At 40.6% G+C, this 19,145-nt stretch carries 22 protein-coding genes and 1 pseudogene; 14 read left to right on the top strand and 9 right to left on the bottom strand.

Annotated elements, in window-relative coordinates; genetic code table 11:
- The first annotated feature begins 337 nt into the window (after positions 1-337).
- The 3 genes from CDG77_RS28320 (at position 338) to CDG77_RS38945 (ending at position 3,794) form a co-directional block, all read left to right on the top strand.
- A complete protein-coding gene (locus tag CDG77_RS28320; protein WP_094332594.1) occupies positions 338-2,854 on the top strand; it encodes a molybdopterin-containing oxidoreductase family protein in 2,517 nt (838 codons plus the stop codon).
- A gap of 283 nt (positions 2,855-3,137) precedes the next feature.
- On the top strand, positions 3,138-3,635 hold the full coding sequence (locus tag CDG77_RS28325) for a GNAT family N-acetyltransferase (protein WP_094332595.1): 498 nt from the start codon (positions 3,138-3,140) through the stop codon (positions 3,633-3,635).
- A 96-nt stretch (positions 3,636-3,731) separates the two neighbouring features.
- On the top strand, positions 3,732-3,794 hold the full coding sequence (locus tag CDG77_RS38945; protein WP_308737893.1) for a hypothetical protein: 63 nt from the start codon (positions 3,732-3,734) through the stop codon (positions 3,792-3,794).
- A gap of 335 nt (positions 3,795-4,129) precedes the next feature.
- Here CDG77_RS38945 and CDG77_RS28330 read toward each other — a convergent pair whose 3' ends face one another.
- A complete protein-coding gene (locus CDG77_RS28330; protein ID WP_094332596.1) occupies positions 4,130-4,321 on the bottom strand; it encodes a hypothetical protein in 192 nt (63 codons plus the stop codon).
- Between the two features lie 679 nt (positions 4,322-5,000).
- Between CDG77_RS28330 and CDG77_RS28335 the strand changes: the two genes are divergently transcribed.
- Positions 5,001-5,705 carry a hypothetical protein gene (locus tag CDG77_RS28335; protein WP_094332597.1) on the top strand — a complete coding sequence of 235 codons (705 nt, stop codon included), beginning with the start codon at positions 5,001-5,003 and terminating at the stop codon, positions 5,703-5,705.
- Between the two features lie 385 nt (positions 5,706-6,090).
- Here the strand turns inward: CDG77_RS28335 and CDG77_RS28345 are convergent, their stop codons facing one another.
- Entirely contained in the window at positions 6,091-6,522 is a 432-nt protein-coding gene (locus tag CDG77_RS28345; protein WP_094332599.1) for a hypothetical protein, read from the bottom strand.
- 565 nt (positions 6,523-7,087) lie between these two features.
- On the opposite strand from CDG77_RS28345, the gene CDG77_RS28350 reads away from it, so the two are divergent.
- From CDG77_RS28350 to CDG77_RS36925, 5 genes and pseudogenes are all read left to right on the top strand, one after another.
- Positions 7,088-8,038 (top strand): RpoD/SigA family RNA polymerase sigma factor, encoded by a 951-nt coding sequence (locus CDG77_RS28350; RefSeq protein ID WP_094332600.1) that lies wholly within the window; start codon positions 7,088-7,090, stop codon positions 8,036-8,038.
- A 16-nt stretch (positions 8,039-8,054) separates the two neighbouring features.
- Positions 8,055-8,201 (top strand): hypothetical protein, encoded by a 147-nt coding sequence (locus CDG77_RS36920; RefSeq protein WP_190234091.1) that lies wholly within the window; start codon positions 8,055-8,057, stop codon positions 8,199-8,201.
- Positions 8,202-8,307: 106 nt separating this feature from the next.
- Complete coding sequence (locus CDG77_RS28355) at positions 8,308-8,559, top strand: hypothetical protein (RefSeq protein ID WP_094332601.1); 252 nt, start codon at positions 8,308-8,310, stop codon at positions 8,557-8,559.
- Between the two features lie 315 nt (positions 8,560-8,874).
- Positions 8,875-10,044: pseudogene (locus CDG77_RS28360) on the top strand (hypothetical protein); the annotation flags it as partial.
- A 120-nt stretch (positions 10,045-10,164) separates the two neighbouring features.
- Positions 10,165-10,305 carry a hypothetical protein gene (locus CDG77_RS36925; RefSeq protein ID WP_190234092.1) on the top strand — a complete coding sequence of 47 codons (141 nt, stop codon included), beginning with the start codon at positions 10,165-10,167 and terminating at the stop codon, positions 10,303-10,305.
- 144 nt (positions 10,306-10,449) lie between these two features.
- Here the strand turns inward: CDG77_RS36925 and CDG77_RS28365 are convergent, their stop codons facing one another.
- Entirely contained in the window at positions 10,450-11,037 is a 588-nt protein-coding gene (locus CDG77_RS28365) for a Uma2 family endonuclease (RefSeq protein WP_094332602.1), read from the bottom strand.
- A gap of 300 nt (positions 11,038-11,337) precedes the next feature.
- Between CDG77_RS28365 and CDG77_RS28370 the strand changes: the two genes are divergently transcribed.
- The 5 genes from CDG77_RS28370 to CDG77_RS28390 all read left to right on the top strand — a co-directional run bounded on the left by CDG77_RS28370 (position 11,338) and on the right by CDG77_RS28390 (position 14,462).
- Entirely contained in the window at positions 11,338-12,573 is a 1,236-nt protein-coding gene (locus tag CDG77_RS28370; RefSeq protein WP_094332603.1) for an AIPR family protein, read from the top strand.
- 233 nt (positions 12,574-12,806) lie between these two features.
- Positions 12,807-13,097 carry a hypothetical protein gene (locus CDG77_RS28375; RefSeq protein ID WP_181154399.1) on the top strand — a complete coding sequence of 97 codons (291 nt, stop codon included), beginning with the start codon at positions 12,807-12,809 and terminating at the stop codon, positions 13,095-13,097.
- Positions 13,087-13,470 (top strand): toxin-antitoxin system TumE family protein, encoded by a 384-nt coding sequence (locus CDG77_RS28380; RefSeq protein ID WP_094332604.1) that lies wholly within the window; start codon positions 13,087-13,089, stop codon positions 13,468-13,470. Before CDG77_RS28375 ends, CDG77_RS28380 begins: the two co-directional genes overlap by 11 nt.
- Positions 13,471-13,639: 169 nt before the next feature.
- On the top strand, positions 13,640-13,909 hold the full coding sequence (locus CDG77_RS28385) for a hypothetical protein (RefSeq protein WP_094332605.1): 270 nt from the start codon (positions 13,640-13,642) through the stop codon (positions 13,907-13,909).
- A gap of 25 nt (positions 13,910-13,934) precedes the next feature.
- Entirely contained in the window at positions 13,935-14,462 is a 528-nt protein-coding gene (locus CDG77_RS28390) for a hypothetical protein (RefSeq protein ID WP_094332606.1), read from the top strand.
- Between the two features lie 842 nt (positions 14,463-15,304).
- Here the strand turns inward: CDG77_RS28390 and CDG77_RS28395 are convergent.
- From CDG77_RS28395 to CDG77_RS38710, 6 genes are all read right to left on the bottom strand, one after another.
- Positions 15,305-15,640, bottom strand: a complete 336-nt coding sequence (locus CDG77_RS28395; protein ID WP_143857107.1) for a hypothetical protein — start codon at positions 15,638-15,640, stop codon at positions 15,305-15,307.
- A gap of 165 nt (positions 15,641-15,805) precedes the next feature.
- A complete protein-coding gene (locus CDG77_RS38030; protein ID WP_223270026.1) occupies positions 15,806-16,840 on the bottom strand; it encodes a hypothetical protein in 1,035 nt (344 codons plus the stop codon).
- A gap of 27 nt (positions 16,841-16,867) precedes the next feature.
- Positions 16,868-17,719: a hypothetical protein gene (locus CDG77_RS38035; RefSeq protein ID WP_223270027.1), complete on the bottom strand. Its 852-nt coding sequence runs from the start codon at positions 17,717-17,719 to the stop codon at positions 16,868-16,870.
- Between the two features lie 68 nt (positions 17,720-17,787).
- Positions 17,788-18,504 carry a hypothetical protein gene (locus CDG77_RS28405; RefSeq protein WP_094332608.1) on the bottom strand — a complete coding sequence of 239 codons (717 nt, stop codon included), beginning with the start codon at positions 18,502-18,504 and terminating at the stop codon, positions 17,788-17,790.
- Positions 18,504-18,914: a hypothetical protein gene (locus CDG77_RS28410; protein WP_094332609.1), complete on the bottom strand. Its 411-nt coding sequence runs from the start codon at positions 18,912-18,914 to the stop codon at positions 18,504-18,506. The genes CDG77_RS28405 and CDG77_RS28410 overlap by 1 nt, the downstream gene beginning before the upstream one ends.
- A 69-nt stretch (positions 18,915-18,983) precedes the next feature.
- Positions 18,984-19,106, bottom strand: coding sequence for a hypothetical protein (locus tag CDG77_RS38710; RefSeq protein WP_262985181.1), 123 nt, complete (start codon positions 19,104-19,106; stop codon positions 18,984-18,986).
- Positions 19,107-19,145 lie beyond the last annotated feature (39 nt).

A 19,145-nucleotide genomic window follows, 5' to 3' on the forward strand; every position in this document is an offset into this window, starting at 1 on the left:
AGCCCGATATTTTCTCCCAAACTTTTAACCAACAATTTTAGGGATATAATTTTCATGTGTTGCTTCCCACAACCCAATGGAATTAAACTGGTTAGCAGGTTTACCAAAGCGATGGCTGCTGATTTTTGGGAATTTTAAAATAGCGTTGCAATTTTGGGGAAAGCGAACTTCTAGTCATCACCAGCCATAACACAGCCAAAGCAATAGATGTGGAATGAAAAGCGCACAATATTATGTTGAGTTATTCAAATATGTAATATCTATAATCAGAGGTAGCTAAACTCACCCACATTTGTGAAATGCTGTAATCAGTGCGATATGTAAGGAGAGGATCTCCATGACATCAAAAGGCAAGAAAAAGACCTCACGGCGTGGTTTTCTCCAAGGGGCGGCTATTAGTACAGCTGCTTTAAGTGCAGCAGAGTTACTAAAAAAAGAAGTGGCAGATGCTGCAAGTCCTGGACAGGATCAGGCAATCCCTCTTCCAAGTACTGAATTTGATTTTATTCAGAAATCGGCTGCCCTAGAGCCAGACAAGATTGTAAATAGTGCTTGTCAATTCTGCAATTCTCTGTGCCGATTGAAAGTTCATCTCAAAGACGGACGCATCATAGATGTGTTAGGTGAACCAAATGACCCAGTGCAGGCTGGTGGCTTTTGTATTAAGGGGCCAATGATGACCCAGCTAGTTTACAATCGTTTTCGCTTGAAAAGCCCAATGAAGCGGGTTGGTGGAAACAAAGGTGAAGCTGATTCTAAATTTGAGCCAATTTCTTGGGATGAAGCACTTTTAATTATAGCTAGCAAGTTTTTGGCACTCAGGGATGCAGGCCAAGCCAGAGCGATCGCGAATAAAACCTCTGGCAGACTCCCACGGGGAACAGGTTCTCTGGTCGGGCGCTACTTCAGTCTGCTAGGCAGTCCTAATAATACCGATGTTGGGCCTGTATGCAACGATGCAGGTGGCAATGCTTTAGCTTGGACATTTGGCTTGGGTAATTTTACAAACGGTTACGGAATTGATGATGCGACTAAAAAAGAAGACTTGGGAAGTGCCAAATTCTTTCTATTTTTAGGTACGAATCAAGCGGAAACGCATCCTGTAACCTTTGCCTATCTTCTTAGAAGTCGTGTTCAGACTAAAGCCAAATTAGTCGTCATTGACCCGCGCTTGACTCCCACAGGAGCGCAAGCTGACGAGTGGATTGCACCAAAACCACATACAGACTTGGCTTTGGTTTTGGCAATGCTCTATCACATCGTGACTAACAACTTATACGATACTGGCTTTGTAAAACGATGGGTATTAGGTTTTGACGAACTGAAAAATCACCTAAAAAGCTTCAGCTACACACCAGAGTGGGCAGCCAAAGTGACGGATGTTCCAGCATCAAAAATTAGGTCGATAGCTGAGGCTTATGCTAAAACTAAGCCTGCTGCTATTTTCTGCAACGCTGGGATTTCTCATCAATTAGGGGCTTTTGACACTTACCGTTGTTTGACATTCCTAGCCGCAATTACAGGTAATATTGGTATTCCTGGTGGTGGTTGCAATTTCATGCACAATACCTGGCCAGGGGAATTGAATTTGCCAGCGATTATTGGTAAAACACCTAGCAAAGATATTGCGCTACCAGTTGGGCCAGATTATTTTGCAGAATCGATCATTTCAGGTGAACCTTATCAACTCAAAGCGATCGTTACTCAGGGGAATCCTCTGTTGGCTTGTTCAGACACAATTAAAGTACAACAGGCTTACCGTCAATTAGAATTTTATGTTTACACTGGATTGTTTATGGAAGAATCAGCCTACTATGCTGATATTATTTTGCCCGTAACCAGTGGTTTTGAAATGGAAACCGTTTATATGCGGCGGGATGATCGAGCAATCCGTTGGCAAGAACAAGTGGTTACTCCGGTAGGTGAGTCGAAACCAGATTGGCATATTTGGATTGATTTAGCACACGCTACAGCTAAGTTAGACAAACGCAATCCGCCTGAATACTGGAGGGACAACTTTCCTGATTCTTGGAAAGACTATCGTCATCTGTGGGCAACTTTTCTAAGGAATACTCCAGGAATGGGAGGTATGACCCAACAGAGACTATCTCAAAGAACAGAACCCTTGCGTTGGCCTTGTCCAACAGTAGATCATCCTGGTGTCAGCACACTTTACCTAGATCATGCATCTTGGTATGAAGCCGCATCAGCTCTTAACCCTGATAATATTGGTAAGCGATTCCTAACTCCCAGTGGGAAAGTAGAAATTTATACTCCACAATTGCAAAGTCGGCTAGCTGAGGCTGGACACTCTGCTCTACCAAGCTTCTATACCCATCCAGAGGTAACAGGTAAGCATCCTACCATTGAATACACATCTGAGTTGGTAAAAAATCCTGTGAATCCACAGGCACAGACTCAAAACGTCAAAATCGGAAAAATCTCTTCTGGGAAAGTACACAAGCAGTACCCACTGATGGGAATAACTGGTAGATCGAGTGTAGTTCATTTCCACTCTGTAACTCACTGGACTTATACAGGCAAGCAAATGAATGGTGTTCGCTTAGTACAAATCCATCCAGAGGCAGCAAAAAAAGCAGGGATTAAAAATGGTGATGAAATCATAGTTGAAAGCCCCAGAGGAGCAATCACTGGCACTGCATTGATTTGGTCAGGAATTCGAGAAGATACTATTTTTGTCCCTGGCTGGTTCGGGCCTGGGCAGAAAATGGCAGAAGAGTTTGGAACTCCCTACTATGAGTCAGTTAATATCTTGATAGATAAACAATATTATGACAATCTTTCAGGACAGCAGGCATTTAAATGTTTTGCCTGCCGAGTCAAAAAAGCATAAGGATTATTTGTTCCAAGTGATAGCGTAGCGTAAAGCCAACTTTTAGAGCGAGTATTCGTTCGCTTTTAGCGTCTCGTAGAGAGCGTCTGCCTACGCCTACAGTTTAGAAATGCAACTTTGACTCAAATAATTTTTTGTCAGATGCAATACTGCTATAAGCAAACATAAATGTTAAAAGCTATTTAATCCAACATCTCTAATCTACTCTGCTCTATTATTCTTATAAAATTAAAGAAAATTCTTTGGTTGTGACGTTTCTCCAACTAACTTATTTCAATCAAGTATGTGTCTCAATGATGTCGTGATTGCTCGTGCTAGCCTCAGCGATGTTACTGGAATTATCAAGTTGGCACAAGCCAATGACGCAGAACATGGTGGTATGTTGTTAGGTCATTTTGAACCAGAGGCAGTGATGATGACCATATCTAAAATGCCGAGCGTTGTAGCCCGCAAAGATGGGCAAGTTGTAGGATTCTTACTCAGTTGGTCAAAAGCAACTGCTAATTTACCAATAGTAAAGGTGATGTTACAAGCCTACGCTGGTACAAAAGATGCTTACTTATATGGCCCCATCTGTGTTGATGAAACTATGCGTGGGCAAGGTATTGCTGCGAAAATGTTCGCTAAATTGAAAGATTTTTTACCAGAGCGAGAAGGGATACTGTTCATCAAGGCAAATAACAAAGCATCACTTCAGGCACATCAAAAGATGGGTATGTGCAAGATGGCAGAGTTTATCTATCAAGGCACTGAATTTTTGGTATTTGCGTATAATAGCTAACTACTTGATGGGTTTGGGTCATTCGAGCGACGCGTAGCTTGCTGCCGTAGGCATCACTACTAGCGCTCAGGGCGTAATCCCAAAACCAATAAGCCAATGACTATTCCAGCTACTAGAGTTCCTGGATTTTGTGCTTGTTGCAGTTCAAAGAAAAAGTAGCACCATAGACGAATTACTTTACCACTAGCAATCCAATCACTGCAAAACCGTAGCCCTTGATGTTCTCAAGACAGCATGGGCAACGGCAAGGGGAATGTGAGTGTTGAATTGCAGATGTAAAAAAGCGCGATGGCGTAACCGCCCGCCGTAGGCGATCGCTGCACAAACACCTGCCTTCTTAATGCTCGTTATCGGAGGTTTTCTGTCTCTTGAAAAGCTGTAGGTAGGGCAACGTGCTTCACTGGCAAAAGAATGCGATTGCCCCGATCAAAGCCGCAACCAATGGGCTGCCCCATTGAACCTCCCAACAGTTGCAACCGAATGAATTAAGCGCTTTACCGTTTTTGATAAATCGAATCACGCCCAGCTTTTGCTGCTGCTTCAGCACTATAGTAAATCGGATAGTCGCCAACCACCGCTCCATCGGGGCTAATAATCCGAAACTGCCAACATTTTCCCGGAGTGTAGAACACGACTAAAACACGAGATTGAATACAGACAACTGAATGAATCTTGATGGTAGTCATTTGAATGTGCAGTCGCGTTTGCTGAACATTAATAAATTAGCCATTCTCATAATGAGAATAAGTATAAATACGTTTTAAGTAAAACTAACAGATCAAGCCTAGTTATAGACCTTCTAGAAGTTTTTTTACATTAGCACTTTTTGCAAGTAACTTAAGTATGGATAACAGTCTATCTTAAGTTAGTTTTTGAATGCATGTACTTATTGTTTTAACCGTATATTTTGCAGAAAGTGTAACCTGATTTAACCCTTGCTCTATAAGGGTTTTATAGACATGGGGTAGGCTAAACTGTAACCTGGTCAGTCAGTTCTTATTTATACCTATCTGCGCTTATTAGATCAAGTCTGGACTGGTGAAAATATGCGTGTGTCTGAATTAATCGCTCTTCTAGAACAGGATACTGAAGAAACCGACAAGTAATAGACAGAACAAGTCTTGATTAATACGATATTCGGGTATTGGCAACTCTTCTATAATGATTTATTTATTGCTACCACATCTATCTACTCGACCCCTAACAGCATATAACGGTATTATTCAAGAGTGCGAAATTGATTTATGAGTTCAGGAAAATTGAATTAAAGCTAATCTTTTATTATCCTGCAATAAAGGGATTGTGATTGCTCTTAAGCAGCTGCTTTGGTTTGTTTGTATTTAATTTAAGTTTTGGAGCGATTTTATGCAGCAGCAAGAAACAATAGAAAGTTACACGATTGCAATCAAGAATTACAACACAGCGCTTAGGTTCGCTCCCAATGACTTCAAAACTCTTAAACTTTTAGGCTTTGCACTCGAAAAGCTATCTGAGTTACAGTTTAGCCAAAATCAATCAGCCCAGGCGCTTGAAAGTTTAAAGCAAGCAGTTGCCACGTATGAAAGATTATTTTCCTTAAATCCTAACGATGCGATTGGTTTAGGATATTACGGGATGGTAGTAGAAAGATTAGCTGAACTTCTATCAAAGCAAGACTATGTGAAAGAAGCATTTTTAACTTACCAGCAATCGCTTAGTATCTATGATACTGCAATCAAACTTGCTCCGAATGACTATGGTAATTATGCGCTCAAAGCTAGTGTATTTACATCAATAGCTGATTTCCAGTTGGGTTTATTGCAATATACACAGGCTCTTGAGAGCTATCAGCAAGCGATCGCTTTTTACGATATCTCACTTCAATTAAAATATATTGGGGCTAACGAGTTCGATAAAGCTCGGATTATACAAAAATTGGCCCAGTGTTTGGATCAATTATTATGTTACGAAGAAGCATTCTTGTGCTACCAAACTATACTGGAGATATTTAACCGTCTGTTACCTGCAAATGATAAATATATTAAGTCTGTAGAACAACAGATGCAAAAACTGTCGGCGCAATTAACCTAAGAAGTTGCTACTTTCTCATCGAAAATACCTATTTAGACCACTCAAATAAAAAAATAAAATAAGCACCAATATACTATAAAATAATTCACGCATTCTAGCGAGTGCAATGTTGGTAATCTGACTGCACTTATCTATTAAAACTTTTACAAGCTCTTGGGCAACATTAATAACTGACTGCCCATAATCGATTACTGGAGAGCAAATCGAATAAAGAACCTTGAGTGAAAAGTTGCTGTACCATTGCATCACTCACAATACTATTTTTTCACTTTTGCTATGGCGAAGCCTTTCTCTTATTAATAAATGAGGCAAGTAATTGCCTCATTTGAGCTTTTAAACTTCAGACATTTATTCTTCGGTGATCAGCCGAGGCTTAAAAAGCGAATTAAGCAGTTGTATGTGGTCTACCTGGCTTGCGCTTGCCTGAATAATTTACATCAGCTTTTTTAGTTTTCGGTGACTTGTTGGCAGTATTGTTAGCTTTATTTGAACGAGTAGTACGTTTTGGTTGTGGTGAAATTTCTTTAACTGGAGGCAGTAATCTCAATGTAGGGAATGAGAGAATAACTGCTTCATTACTTGTGCGATGAACAACTTCATCATCTAACGTCCAAGGATCTGGCAATTTTTCAAAAGTGATTACTTGTGATACTGATGGGATTGTAGAAGCCGCTATATTTAGATTGCTAACCGAAACCACATTACTAGTGTAAGCATCCGATACAAATAGTCCGTTAATGAACTGGAATATAACGAGAGTAACGAATGCCCAAAAGATGACTTCGATTGTCAAAGTGAGTAGAGATTGCATATCCATGATTTTTTCTCAACTAAGTATTGATGAAAAAGAATACAGAAGTCAGAATTTAGAATTCAGAATTTAGAACTTACATAGTGGCGATTCTGAATTTTGTACTAGATGAAAACTAGTAGCTCTATGATGAGTGTGGCGTTTTACCGCTTATCTTTTACGTCCAAGCAAATTACATACACCAGCTAGCCTTTAATATTTGGCTTTATTCTGACTCCTGAATTCTGACTTCTGAGTTCTGTCTAATAATTTTCAATTAATTTACGCAAAGCGTCTTGGAGCCTTGTCCAAATGTGAAGCGAATTTGAACATATCCTCTCTTCAAGAGAGGACTTCACTCTAAAATTAGCGTAGCGTCTCTTTTATTTAATCCAACCAAATTTTTTATTATCTTAAAACTTAGTTACAAAATAAAGCAGGTTTTAGTATCTACCTATTTGAAGATTTTAAGTATTATATTTATAAATATATTTGACAAATATGAGTATTAGTCTAAGTCTATAATTAAGATTTGATTTATTAGCTAATTCCTGAAATCAAACATTTTACTCAAACGAAAAAAAGTATTCGTATGCCCAATCCAACTACGGACTTAGTTCGCTCCTACCTCAAAGAAATCGGACGCTACCCTCTGCTAACTCCTGAGCAAGAAATTACAAACGCAAGGGCGTTGCAGCAGATGATGGCGATTGAAGAACAGCGCTCAAGCCTCGCACTTCAACTAAACCGAGAACCAACTGCAATAGAATTAGCCACCTCGCTTGGGCAAACCGAAGCTGAAGTACAGTCAATCATTCAACACGGCCAAAAGGCTAAACAGAAAATGGTGACAGCTAACCTGCGGCTGGTGGTAGCGATCGCTAAAAAATACCAGAACCACAATTTAGATTTTCTCGACTTGCTCCAAGAAGGGGCACTGGGACTGCAACGAGGAATCGAAAAGTTTGACCCTAACAAAGGCTACAAACTATCAACTTACGTTTACTGGTGGATTACCCAGTCAATAACACGTGCTGTAGCAGATAAGTCTCGCACTATTCGTTTACCAATTCATATCAACGAAAAGTTAAACAAAATCAGGAGAATACAGCAGCAACTGTCTCAATCTTTGGGTCGTCCTCCGGTTATAGCAGAAATTGCCGAAGCCTTAAATCTATTGCCTAATCAAATACGGGAATATCTTCATGTTTCCCGCACTCCAGTGTCGCTAGAAATGCGAGTCGGAGATGAGCGTGAAACTGAACTAGCTGACATTTTACCGATGGATGGTATTTCCCTAGATGAGCAAATAGCTCAAGAGCTTCTACACCAAGACTTGAGCGAGTTGCTGGCATTGCTTAAGCCAAGGCAACGAGAAGTATTGACTCTACGTTTTGGATTGTCAGATAATCAGGAACTGACTTTAAGCCAAGTTGCAAAACGCCTAAATCTTAGTAGAGAAACAATTCGTAAAACTGAACATCTTGCTTTAAAAATTTTGCGCTCTCATGAAAACAAGATTAAAGACTATCTTCTTAATTAGGACTAACTAAGGGTTATTGAACCCTAGTTTCATTTATATAACTCGAATTCGCTACTCCAAAGACTCAGAGCAAACCGTGACTGCTGTTAAAGATGCCTCCAGTTGCGACTGTCAGGAGTGCGATCGCGTACCCGCACTTTCTAGCAGCATCGCCTCTGCTTAGTCCCCGGCCAAAAACCATCAGATTGCCTCTGTTTCAATCAAATGGTGTATGAATATATTGCTATCTAGAAACTATCCTTAGAAATAGAACACCGAAGAAAGAACCGATGCCCAGCAAAACTATTGAAGTCAGAGAGTACACCGTCAGAGCGCACAAGCGGGAAATTCATACTCGCGTTTTCAACTTCGTATGTAAGCAGTGCGAACAACCCACACAAAGAGAAACTTTTGGTGTGCGACCTCTATATTGCGAGAAATGCCGTCCGCCACAACCTCCCAAGCAGTCGAAAGTAGTCCCTATAGGCAAGAGGAAACCCAGAGCGATGACTTATAAGAGTGGTAAAGACATAGCCGGATGATTTTTTGTCTCAAGGGTGAATGAAGCAGTGCGCTCATTCGCCCAAGCTAACTCAAACTGGTAAAAAGTAACTCTAATAAATTCACATTAGGCGAAACTACATAACTGTTGAGCGTATTCTGTGGCTGACTGGATTACAGCGTGAAATAATAGCAAAAATGATCCCGTCAGAGGCAATTTAATAGAATATTGAAAGCAGAAATGCGCCTGCTGGCTCGTTGTACAGTCCCATACTCATCAACGTCATTGATATTAAAACTGGACTGACAAGAATAGAAAACGCTATGGCTAAAAAAATCTAGCTATTGCTAGATGCGATAATCCTCTAGAGTTATTTATCGCCAGTCATGCAGATTTGTCAGAGAGCGATTGCAATCTACTGAATAGCTGGCATCGTAGTTTTATTGGTTTATTTACTATCACCCAGATTTTACCTGATGGCTTAGAACTCATGAACTGGCTGACAGCTAAACATTACATAGTTCTGACAGCTAAAAATTACATTGTCAAGTCTAACAGCCCTGAAAAACAACCAGCCATATCTCGTTTCAAGCCAGGAGAGATTTTACTAACACGCATTTATCCTTTTACTGATAATGAGTGGATATTTTCTGGCTCTCACACATTTATGGGTAAACTCGGTAAGCCAAAACTCGCCGTCGCCATTGGAAATTTTAAAGATAATTATAAAAGTCATCTTTACAGCGATGCTCCCGACTTGCTAGAACAAGCATGGCAGTCAATAGAGCAATATCATCAGCAGTTTGTTGAGTTTTTTGGGAGTGATGAAGTTACATTACCAGGATACCAACTCAATAAAAAGATAACTGAATTTCAAGAAATTATCACCGATAAATATCTCAAAGCGGTGGGACTTTATAGTTCTAAATCTTTGAATGAAATAGTAGCAAAAGCTGGTATTGGCGCAGAAGAAATTATCGCCGCTGCTAAAGAATTTGGGATTGATACTAACGCTGCTTCTCAAATATTGGATGGGAAAAACAGTAAGCAAAAAATGGTTGAGCCGAAAGTAGATTTACCTGCTGAACTCAAGAAAGCAGAACAAGTCACAGCCATTTGTCACCCACGTTGGGGATTGATGTTTTTACCAACATATACTAAATTCACAACTATATTATTAGCTGATGATTGGCAAAGTATTGAAGGTGCAGCAAAACTAATTCGTCACTACTTGGAAAATAAAAATATTAATGCTTGTATCTGGTATCGGTTAGCACAAAAATATCCCACTCAACTAGAAAAAGTCTTGCAAGATTTCTTGCAACGTCCTGAGTTTAGCCTGAGCAATAATTTAGATAAAATTTTGCAAGAGTATGGTAAACCTATCGAGCCAGAATTACCAGAAATTGCTAGTGTTCCTTTACATCTACATAATTTATTTCAAGAAGCACTTACAGAAGTGAATAAATCTAAACCCAAAGGTAAAGGACAAAAACAACCAGCGAAAGGTTTTCAAAGAGGTTAGTTTAATATTAAGTGCATCTCAAATCCAGGTAAATAAGTCGGAGAAAAAATTTATAAGTATGTAACAATCGAAAGGGAATGAAGCAGCAGCTATCTGTGAGGTTACGGCAGTTGACATCAAGTGGACAGCCGTGAAGAGGCTGTAGATTGGCTGTTGCACGGGTTGCAAAAACAAGCCAAACCGTATCTATTATCCTTGCACGCTTTGCTATTGGCGGCTGTTGAAAGGGAATACAACCTTGTATGGAGACAGCCAAAGTAAACTTGATTGTTAATGCAACAATTCAACAATTATCTCATTGTATGAAAGCAATCCTTAATCTCATTGGTCTTCAGTGCTTGCTCTTAAGAGACGTTGCATTGCAACGTTTCAAATGTTGGGTGCGAAATGGGAAATTGCGTATTTCTAGGCATTTACAACCTTGGGAAATACCCGATTCAAGTCTAATAAAACATCTTCAAATCCAGGAATCGCTACTGACTGATGTGGTAAAGATATCTGCTTGCTGAGATAATTGAATTCACCTTGAGCATTTTGATAGGGTTGGCTATAACGCTCAAGTTGGCGAACATTTAAGTTGACAATCCAATAATCAGAAATTGCGGCTTCTGCGTAGATTTTTAACTTTGTTGTTTGGTCGTAATCTAGGGTTGAGTCCGAAATCTCAATCACTAAAAAAATATCTTCTGGATAAGGATGATGGGCGAGATAATCTTCGTCTTTGCCACGTGCTACCGCCACATCTGGTTCAGGTTCACTTTGATTCGGCAAAGTAATCGGATCTTGTCCGCGAATCACGGCGCGATCGCCCAACAACCGATCCAATTGGCGGCATAAAATAGAACCGCAGACTGTATGAGGTGTGCCCTTAGCTACCATCTGAATTAGTTCTCCGCGAATCAACTCGATGCGATCGCTCTCATGTAGAAATTCCAGTTCAATCAGCCGATGATATTCGTCAATAGTAAATCGTTTTGGTGTGACAACGTTCATGGGACATCATCGATTTAACTGTTATCTACTTTCTAGCTTACCATCTGTATTCATTAGCTGTTGTCCATCTTGTGCCCATTAATTTTTCTTGTCAAACGGGTGAGATGTTTATATCTCTATTGACTGAGTGCATTTTTCTGCAAAGACAAACTTATACCGTAGCTGCGAAAAAACGTAGTTTTTCATGCAGAGCAATCGGTGGCAGTCCAGTTTTTTGGTATCTTCTCTTGGTATTACACCCAAGACCTTGCACCCTAGTTTTGGTTAACATAGAAAATCCCCTGACATTGCAAATATTGTATGCCCAAGACTTGGAACATCAAGATAGATAACTATATTCAAGCCAACCCCAATTGCATCATCGCCACCGCCCATGTAGACTCGTTCCCGATAGACCTGCCGCTAGAACCGAACATTCGCGAACCAAACCGCAAAAGCGCGACCTACAGACAAATGTTCGATTCACTGACCACCGAACCTGCAAAATTCTTCTCTCGCCACAGTGGAATCGTTCTGTCAGCCAATAAAACTAAACCTGTCAAGAACAAAACTGAACTGGAGCTAGAAGTCTTAGAAGCTAACGAGGGTGGTAGCGACGGCATTATTAACGGGGGGCATACAGTTTTAGCTTTTGAGCAAGCGAAAAATTACAAATATGACCTAACCGAAGCCAGGGTAAAAGTTACGATTCACATCGGACTGACTGAAGAATCAGCTAAAGATATAGCCCTGGCTTCAAATACCACAACGCCAGTAGATTCTCGCTCCAAAGTCAACGCTAGGGGTGATTACAAATTCATCAAGCAGTATTTAGCCCAGTTAGAACAGAAGGAAGATAGAAAATTCCGCATCGCCTATTATCAAAACCAAAGCGGCGCTCCCAGAAATGCCCAGTGCAATGTTACCCATTTGCTCAAGCTCCTTTACTGCCTCGACAGAAATAAATACAACCCCGACGGCAATAAACGAACCAAACACCCAGCAGGAATGAGTCTTCCAAGTAACATCACAGATGCAGAAAGGGAAAGATTAACCACTTTACTGCCTCTCTTGACTCATGCCCTGTGGATAGAGCAAAGGCTGTACGAAATAATCCAAGAACATATCAGCAATCCTAGAAGAAAGGGTGCTAACGACCTAGCATCAATAGATATACGTAAAACTACGCTTTTGCCTGACAGCAAGTATTCATTCGGGTTTGGTGCGCCAACCGACTTAGCACTACCGATAATCGCATCATATCGGGTATTTCTAGATAAAGATTATAAATGGATTCTGCCGTTTAACGAATTTGCTGAAGATTTTCTCCAACACCTGTGGAATAACTACTTCCGCAAATATTTGGTGTCGGAGAAAACAGCAGGAAATACAGTAGGGACAAAAATCAGCCGCAATCAAGAGATTTGGGAAAGTCTGTATATCTCGGCGCAGAGTTATCTAAATCAGCACTTGGTGAAAATGGTTAACTTCAGTAAGGAAGAAAAATCGAAGGTGACACAAGGTACAAAAGGGCGTGTGCAAGCAGGTAATAAATAATAGTACAAGGTTTCTATTGAGACATTCGTTTTGGATGGACGATGGCTTTTAATAGTAAACAGTTATCAGTAAAGTCTTTGGGTTTTAACTGATAACTGTTTTAAGTGATAGCCTAACTTGTGAAATCGAAAAAGTGCCATTGCTCACAGATTATTTTCCATTTCCATATACAATAACATCTGCTCATTCAAGGGCTATTTTGTGAATTCAACAGTAGTAGGAGAGGAAAAATAATGGCTGAACTCAAACTCCGGTCAAAAGATCCAGATTCCCTCAGACGCATTATTCAAAGTGCTTTGTCAGAAAGATTACAGAGTGTGACAGCAGGAATCAAAAGAACAGAAGAACGGATTCAGGAATTTGAAACCAAATATAAATTATCGACTGAGGAATTTATCACTCAGTTTAATAATGATGAATTATCCCATAGTTTTGACTTTGATGAGTGGATTGGAGAAGCTCGAATATTGGCACATTTACAACAAACAAAAGAATCCATAGAGGAGATTGATTTTGTTGATTGAAGATTATTTTCAGCAAGTTGAAATTTTAATTGAATCCTCAGAGATAGTTAAAATATTTCATGTAGAAAATGAAAAAAGAGGAATGTATGAAGGTTTTATCAGAGCCAAACTCGAATTTAAAGATAACTCCTTGCTGCATTTGAGGGAATTTGTTTATGTTGAAATAGCACTTGATAGAAAAATGTATAGCTATCAATATATGAATTCAGAGAATAATCTAATTTTTCGCTATGACAATACTGAACATCACCGAAAATTAAATCTGACTACTTTCCCTCATCATAAACATGATGGGAGTGAGGATAATATCGTTAAATCAGATGCTCCTTTTTTAGCTGAGATCCTAAAAGAAATTGAGAAAATATTAGTATAAGTGCGATTCCTACGGCAGACGTTGCCAATTTCGACCTATTCCCCTTTTTGAACCAACAATTTCCCAGACACCCCAGCCGTAAAACCCAATCCAATCGCCGCCAAAGTCACAGTAGACTTGATAAATAACGTCGCAATTCCAATAACTGCACCCCAAAAACAAGGAATAAATGAATTCGCAAAATGAACTCCTAAAACAGCAGTTGATAGAAGCGATTTCTTGTCAGAATCTGCAAGAAATTCAAAAAATCCTAACCTTAGCACAATTAGAAGATGAGACAATAATCCTCAAAGAAGCTCTCGTGCAAGTAGAGTATACAAATTTTGTTTGGTTCTTGCAAGAATACGTAGGTAAAGAAAGTTATCAACAAGCCGTAAAGGATGTATCGACAAGCATGACTCAAAAACTATTTTCTTGGAGGTTTCAAGCCAGGGGTTGATTTCAACTTACACCCAGATGGTAGGATGTTGGCATCAAATGAGGCAAATGAATATTTAGAAAATTATCACTCTAAACAACTAGAAAATAGTCAAATTTCTGTTGTAGCTTATACACTGCCAGAGCCAATGCAGATGTTAGAAAAAGCTTTAGGTGTGCGATTTTTTGAGAATCTTGAGAGAGTGGCAGCTAAACGTTTAGCCACAATGGATGATGCGACAGCCAGTATTTATGGTCTATGGCTGATGCAAGGGATCAGTGGTCGTCATCCATTGCTGGAAAAAGATTTTTGTGAGTGGTTCATGATTGAGATTTGTGGTGAGCGATTGTCAGCCTTAGCATCAACCGAGATTCAAGGCTTGGAGTTTAATGGCTTAGTTGTATTTGAAGATTTGTTAATGGCACTGGGCAAAACAAATGTATCGATAGTGAAAGAGAGTGACTTAACTCTTGAAAATTTGCGGTTACTAGATAAAGTTTGGACGGGAGAAAATATGCGAGTGTTTGAATTAATTTCCATCTTGGAAAAAGATGACGAACAGTCCTGTAGCTAATTGTCACTGATCTGTCCTTCCCTGACAAATCCATGCTTCCCAATAAAACGGATGCTGAAACGGTGTGCCGAGGTTCAGGGAAAATGGCTGAAATGCTTATTTGAGCGTTATGACCTTCGGTTGCTTACAAGGTAAGGGTTTGGGGTATGTTGGTGATTGGTGAAATGGCAGTTAGGCGATTAATTTTTGTGACCTTCGGAAACGGCTTCTGGATTCCTTACTGGGTAAGGGTATAAAATTGAAGGGTCGCTTCTCTTTGTAGAAGTGGGATTAATGGAAACCCTTCTAGATGCAGAGTAAGCATTTTCAATCAAACTAGCATACGTCGCTTCTCTTTGTAGAAGTGGGATTAATGGAAACAAACCCTCTGTACTTTTCAGCGTCAGAAGATTCAATCTGTCGCTTCTCTTTGTAGAAGTGGAATTAATGGAAACTATGGCTTTGGTTGGCTTAATTTTTAGAGGGATTGTCTCAACTAACTATGTGGAGGCAAATTAATGGAAACTAATTAACATTCTTACTACCCTCAACACAATACCGTCTCCACATAGTTAGTGGAGACGAATTAATGGAAACTCCCAATCGATAGTATCTATACCCCGTACAGGTTTAGGTCTCCACATAGTTAGTGGAGGCGAATTAATGGAAACCCAAATTTTTCTACCTCGATTAAATCAAAAAACATACCGTCTCCACTAACTATGTGGAGGCAAATTAATTGAAAAGAATCATAAATTTGATGGCGCGACGGGAAATAGATTTAGTTCACGCCATCTTTATTCCAATTAATCAAAAAAATAAGCTAAATAATTAAATTAAAACCTATCTTCACCGACTTAGATTTACTCCTCTTTTTGAACCAATAATTTCCCAGACACCCCAGCCGTAAAACCCAACCCAATTGCCGCCACAGTCACACTGGGCTTGATAAATAACGTCGCAATTCTAATAACTACACCCCAAAGACAGCCATAGCAGCAAAGGATAATTAACTGATTTTTGGGTTTAGCCCTTTCGTCTGATATGGATTGATGGACTATGGCATAATCTTCGAGTTCACCAACGATTTCTGATAAAGAAGCGCTGTACTCTTTTTCCAATCTATAAATAGCCAGCCTGTCTGCTTTAACTGGACTTATGGCTAATTTTTGTAATGCTGTGGTTAATTTATCGCTCATTTTTAAATTTCCCATATCCGTACATTCCAGAAAATGTTTAGAAAAAATTTAAATCTTGCTGAAAAAATAAAAAGACCCTATTTTTTATCCGTACTTAGAGATGTAAGAATACCGGAACTCGACCGGAACTCAACAGGAACTCAACAGGAAGTGTGACCAATATTACTAATTAACATTAATTACGCTGAAACCATCTTTTTCATTTCCGCACAATTGGTTAGTGTCAATCAATTGTGATAGGGCATTTCTCAAGTAAAGAACACTCTTTTTCTCTTCGCCCCACTTGCGGCTGTTTCTGATAGCAGCAAAAGAAGTTGGAGGGCTAGTAGTAGCTGCAACGATCGCCACAATCTGTTCCAAATCAGCCTCAGAAATACTACTCTCTTCTACTTCCAGAAATTCCACTTCTTGATAAGGCTTTGAAAAAATGGACTCCAGATGATTAACTGCGTCTGATGGGGCAATCTTCTCTCCTCTGGGTATGACTGCCCTTTCATGCTGTTGAATTAATTCCGGGAAGAACTGAAGTAATGTTCTGGCTGGATCTGGTTGCCCATTGCCTGGGTGCAAATGGGTCTTTAGCCATTCGGGAATCATGCCCAAGTTGCCACCGCTAACAGGTTCTCCAAAGTTATTAGGGTTGGCTTTAAAATATTCTCCACTAGCAACATTCATTTTGCGTAGACCACCAGCGCTGACAGACTGAGCTACACAGCCAATGAAGTTAACTGATAGCTTAAAGGTATCTGCCAGTCCTGCTGTGGCCTTCCCAACCACAGAAGTTAGGTTCGAGCCATGCAACACAATGATTAATGTACCGCCACACTTGGCGAAGCGAGAAAGTAAATATTGAATCGCCCAAGTGCGATCGCTCTCCTCTAACAATGACAGCAACCGCATCGCTTCATCAATTACTAGCAGTAAATTTTTATGGGAGTAAGGCTCGTTTCCATCTAAACCCTTAAGAAATTTCAATAAATCACGAGCGACGAGTTGATCAGCCCCATCTGCATCAATATCTGGGTACTTAAGGGCAGAGGTCAAGTTGCAGGCAAAGGGGTAAACGTCCACTCCGGCTGTAAAGTATTGGGTGTTCAATCCGGGGTCAAGTGCTGTTGATAATGTTGCCAAGATTGCTGCTAAGGTTCCCTTGCCACCTCGTTGAGTACCAGCGATCGCAATGACTTGAGAACTCATCATATCTTCTACTTGAAAACCACTTTTCGTTCAAGCAGCGATGAGTGCGTTTGCCCTATTAGTCAGAGGGAGATTAATTAGAGTCTCTGGTACAAGCCCATCAGAGGAAGATGGCTGTAACTCTGTCGGTCTAGAAAGCTCCGCAGCTTGGTTCATTTTGCCAATATCTACAGTCGGTGATTGAAACTGCTTGATATCTACGGTCGGTGGTAACTGGACGTTTGCCTGTGCGATGGCACTGATCTCCGACCGATTCACTCGGCTATCAACCGTCACATCCTGTAAATGGAGAGCCATGCTTTCATAAGTGGGTAGCTGACGACCCTTAAGCTTGCTAAACCAGCCAAACATCCAGCGATAAGCGTAAAAACGTTTTCCTGGCTCAACTTGCGTTAAATATTGGACAATATTTTCAAACTCAGCTAGAAGAAAGGTGTACTCTTCTGCTGATTGTCGTTCTAGGAATTTAACGGTATTGGCAAGATGATCTGCTTGATAATTCCTTCTAGCATCATAATCCCCAGCACGAGCTAGAGCGTCTATAAAATTACCACGCACAAAAGGCAAAGGCGCAATTTCTTTAGTGCGGTTGGAGTGTTCGACAACAAACCATAGCCACGCAGCACCACCGACTAAACCACCAACTAGCGCCAAAGGGTTGACCGCATAACAAACCGCTCCGATCCCAGAAGCCAACAAACCAAGTACACGGGTCATATCTGCTTCATTCTCAGATGCCCGTGCCATTTCAAATAATCCATCTTTTCTCTCTTGCAGCCATTGGGCAATATTTCCGGCTTCCAAGTGAGACAAGCTAGGATATGATTCGCGTAAATGTTCAGTTTCTTTAGTTGTGATTTTTGGGATATTGTTACTTTGCATAAATGCCTCCCTTGGTGAAACGTTGCCGCCCTTTTTTACAGTGATTGGTTTCTTGGGCGGTTTCCGTTCTAATCCTTTGTCAACCGCCAAATGGCAAACCCAATTTCACCCGCCATCATTGTGCCGATGTTAAACAATATGCAGCCCAGAATTATGAAGGGGGCTGTAAATTCAAATGGGTTACGAGCTGCAAAAGTGGTGACAATATCGAACACCCAAACCGCAATCACAACCAGCCCTGCACTAGAGCGATCGCGTGTACCTGCGGTCTTGTAGTCCTTCCAAAGTTCAGCAACAAGGTCAATCTTGCCACTAGGCTTGGTTTCAAGCTCATAAACCATGTGATCTTGAAGTTCCCGCCTAGCTGAATCAGGGTTTTTACCGCGTAGGGCGTGGGCTTCGATTACCTGAACACCCACAGAAATTATGAATGCTAGGTAAAAAAACGGGTTGAACAGTGCAAACGGCACATTTAGCCAATTCCAAGTCGGCTCAAACCACGGGCAAACAGGCGGGGCTTGAAAGATTAATTGCCAAGTTGAATCAGCACTAATCATGGAACCGCCGATAAATAAAATCCCGCCAACTAATGCACGACCCGCACCACCGTTAGCAACAAACTGATTGACAATCGCGGCGGCAGCCCTAATAGGTAAGCCAACAATCATCACAACAGCCTTGGCACAAAAATCTATAATTTCACCAAGCGATCGTTTCTTACCTTTAGGCTTACTATCGCTGTTGCCAGTACTATTAGTTTCCGCACTTGATGAACTATTAGCCATTACTTCCTCCTATTTTGTTTGATATTTTGAATGCTTTTACAAATCCCTTTAGCTTTGTGCTTCCACTTCCAAATTCCTTCTTCAATCCGCCCAATACACCTACCTGTCGCGTCAAAAACATCAATAATCTCGTCATCTTGATAAAGGGTTGTGTCTGGTCTGGGATTGCGTTTAGCGCTATCAAAGTAATTGGTAATTCTCAACTTGCGACTTGTGGGCATGACTCCCGCCTCATACAAGGCATCACTGGTTTTAGCCCGTTCTTCTATGCGGGAACGTTCTAATTCTTCTGAGGCTTTTAGCCGTTGAAGCTCTGCATAAGCCCCCAACTTGGGTACTAAAGGGATGATTACAGGCAACATGCAGATGCCAACACCAGCCAAAGCTAAGTACAGTTGTTTCTTATACATGAGACTGCTGTGCTATAGCGCGTTCTTACTACAAATTTTTCCCATGTTTCACACATAAAATGAGGCGTTTCATGTTTCACGACGCTGAAACATTGATGAAACCGTTGAAACAGTTTCGTGAAACAGTGCTGTGAAACAATCCCGCCCATAAAGGCTTTCGAGCAAGGAATTAGCTAGTGTTTCGTGTTTCATGTTTCACGTTTCACGCTGGGGGAATGCTGTTTCATGCTG

The organism is Nostoc sp. 'Peltigera membranacea cyanobiont' 213, assembly GCF_002245975.1.
Taxonomy (GTDB): Bacteria; Cyanobacteriota; Cyanobacteriia; order Cyanobacteriales; family Nostocaceae; genus Nostoc.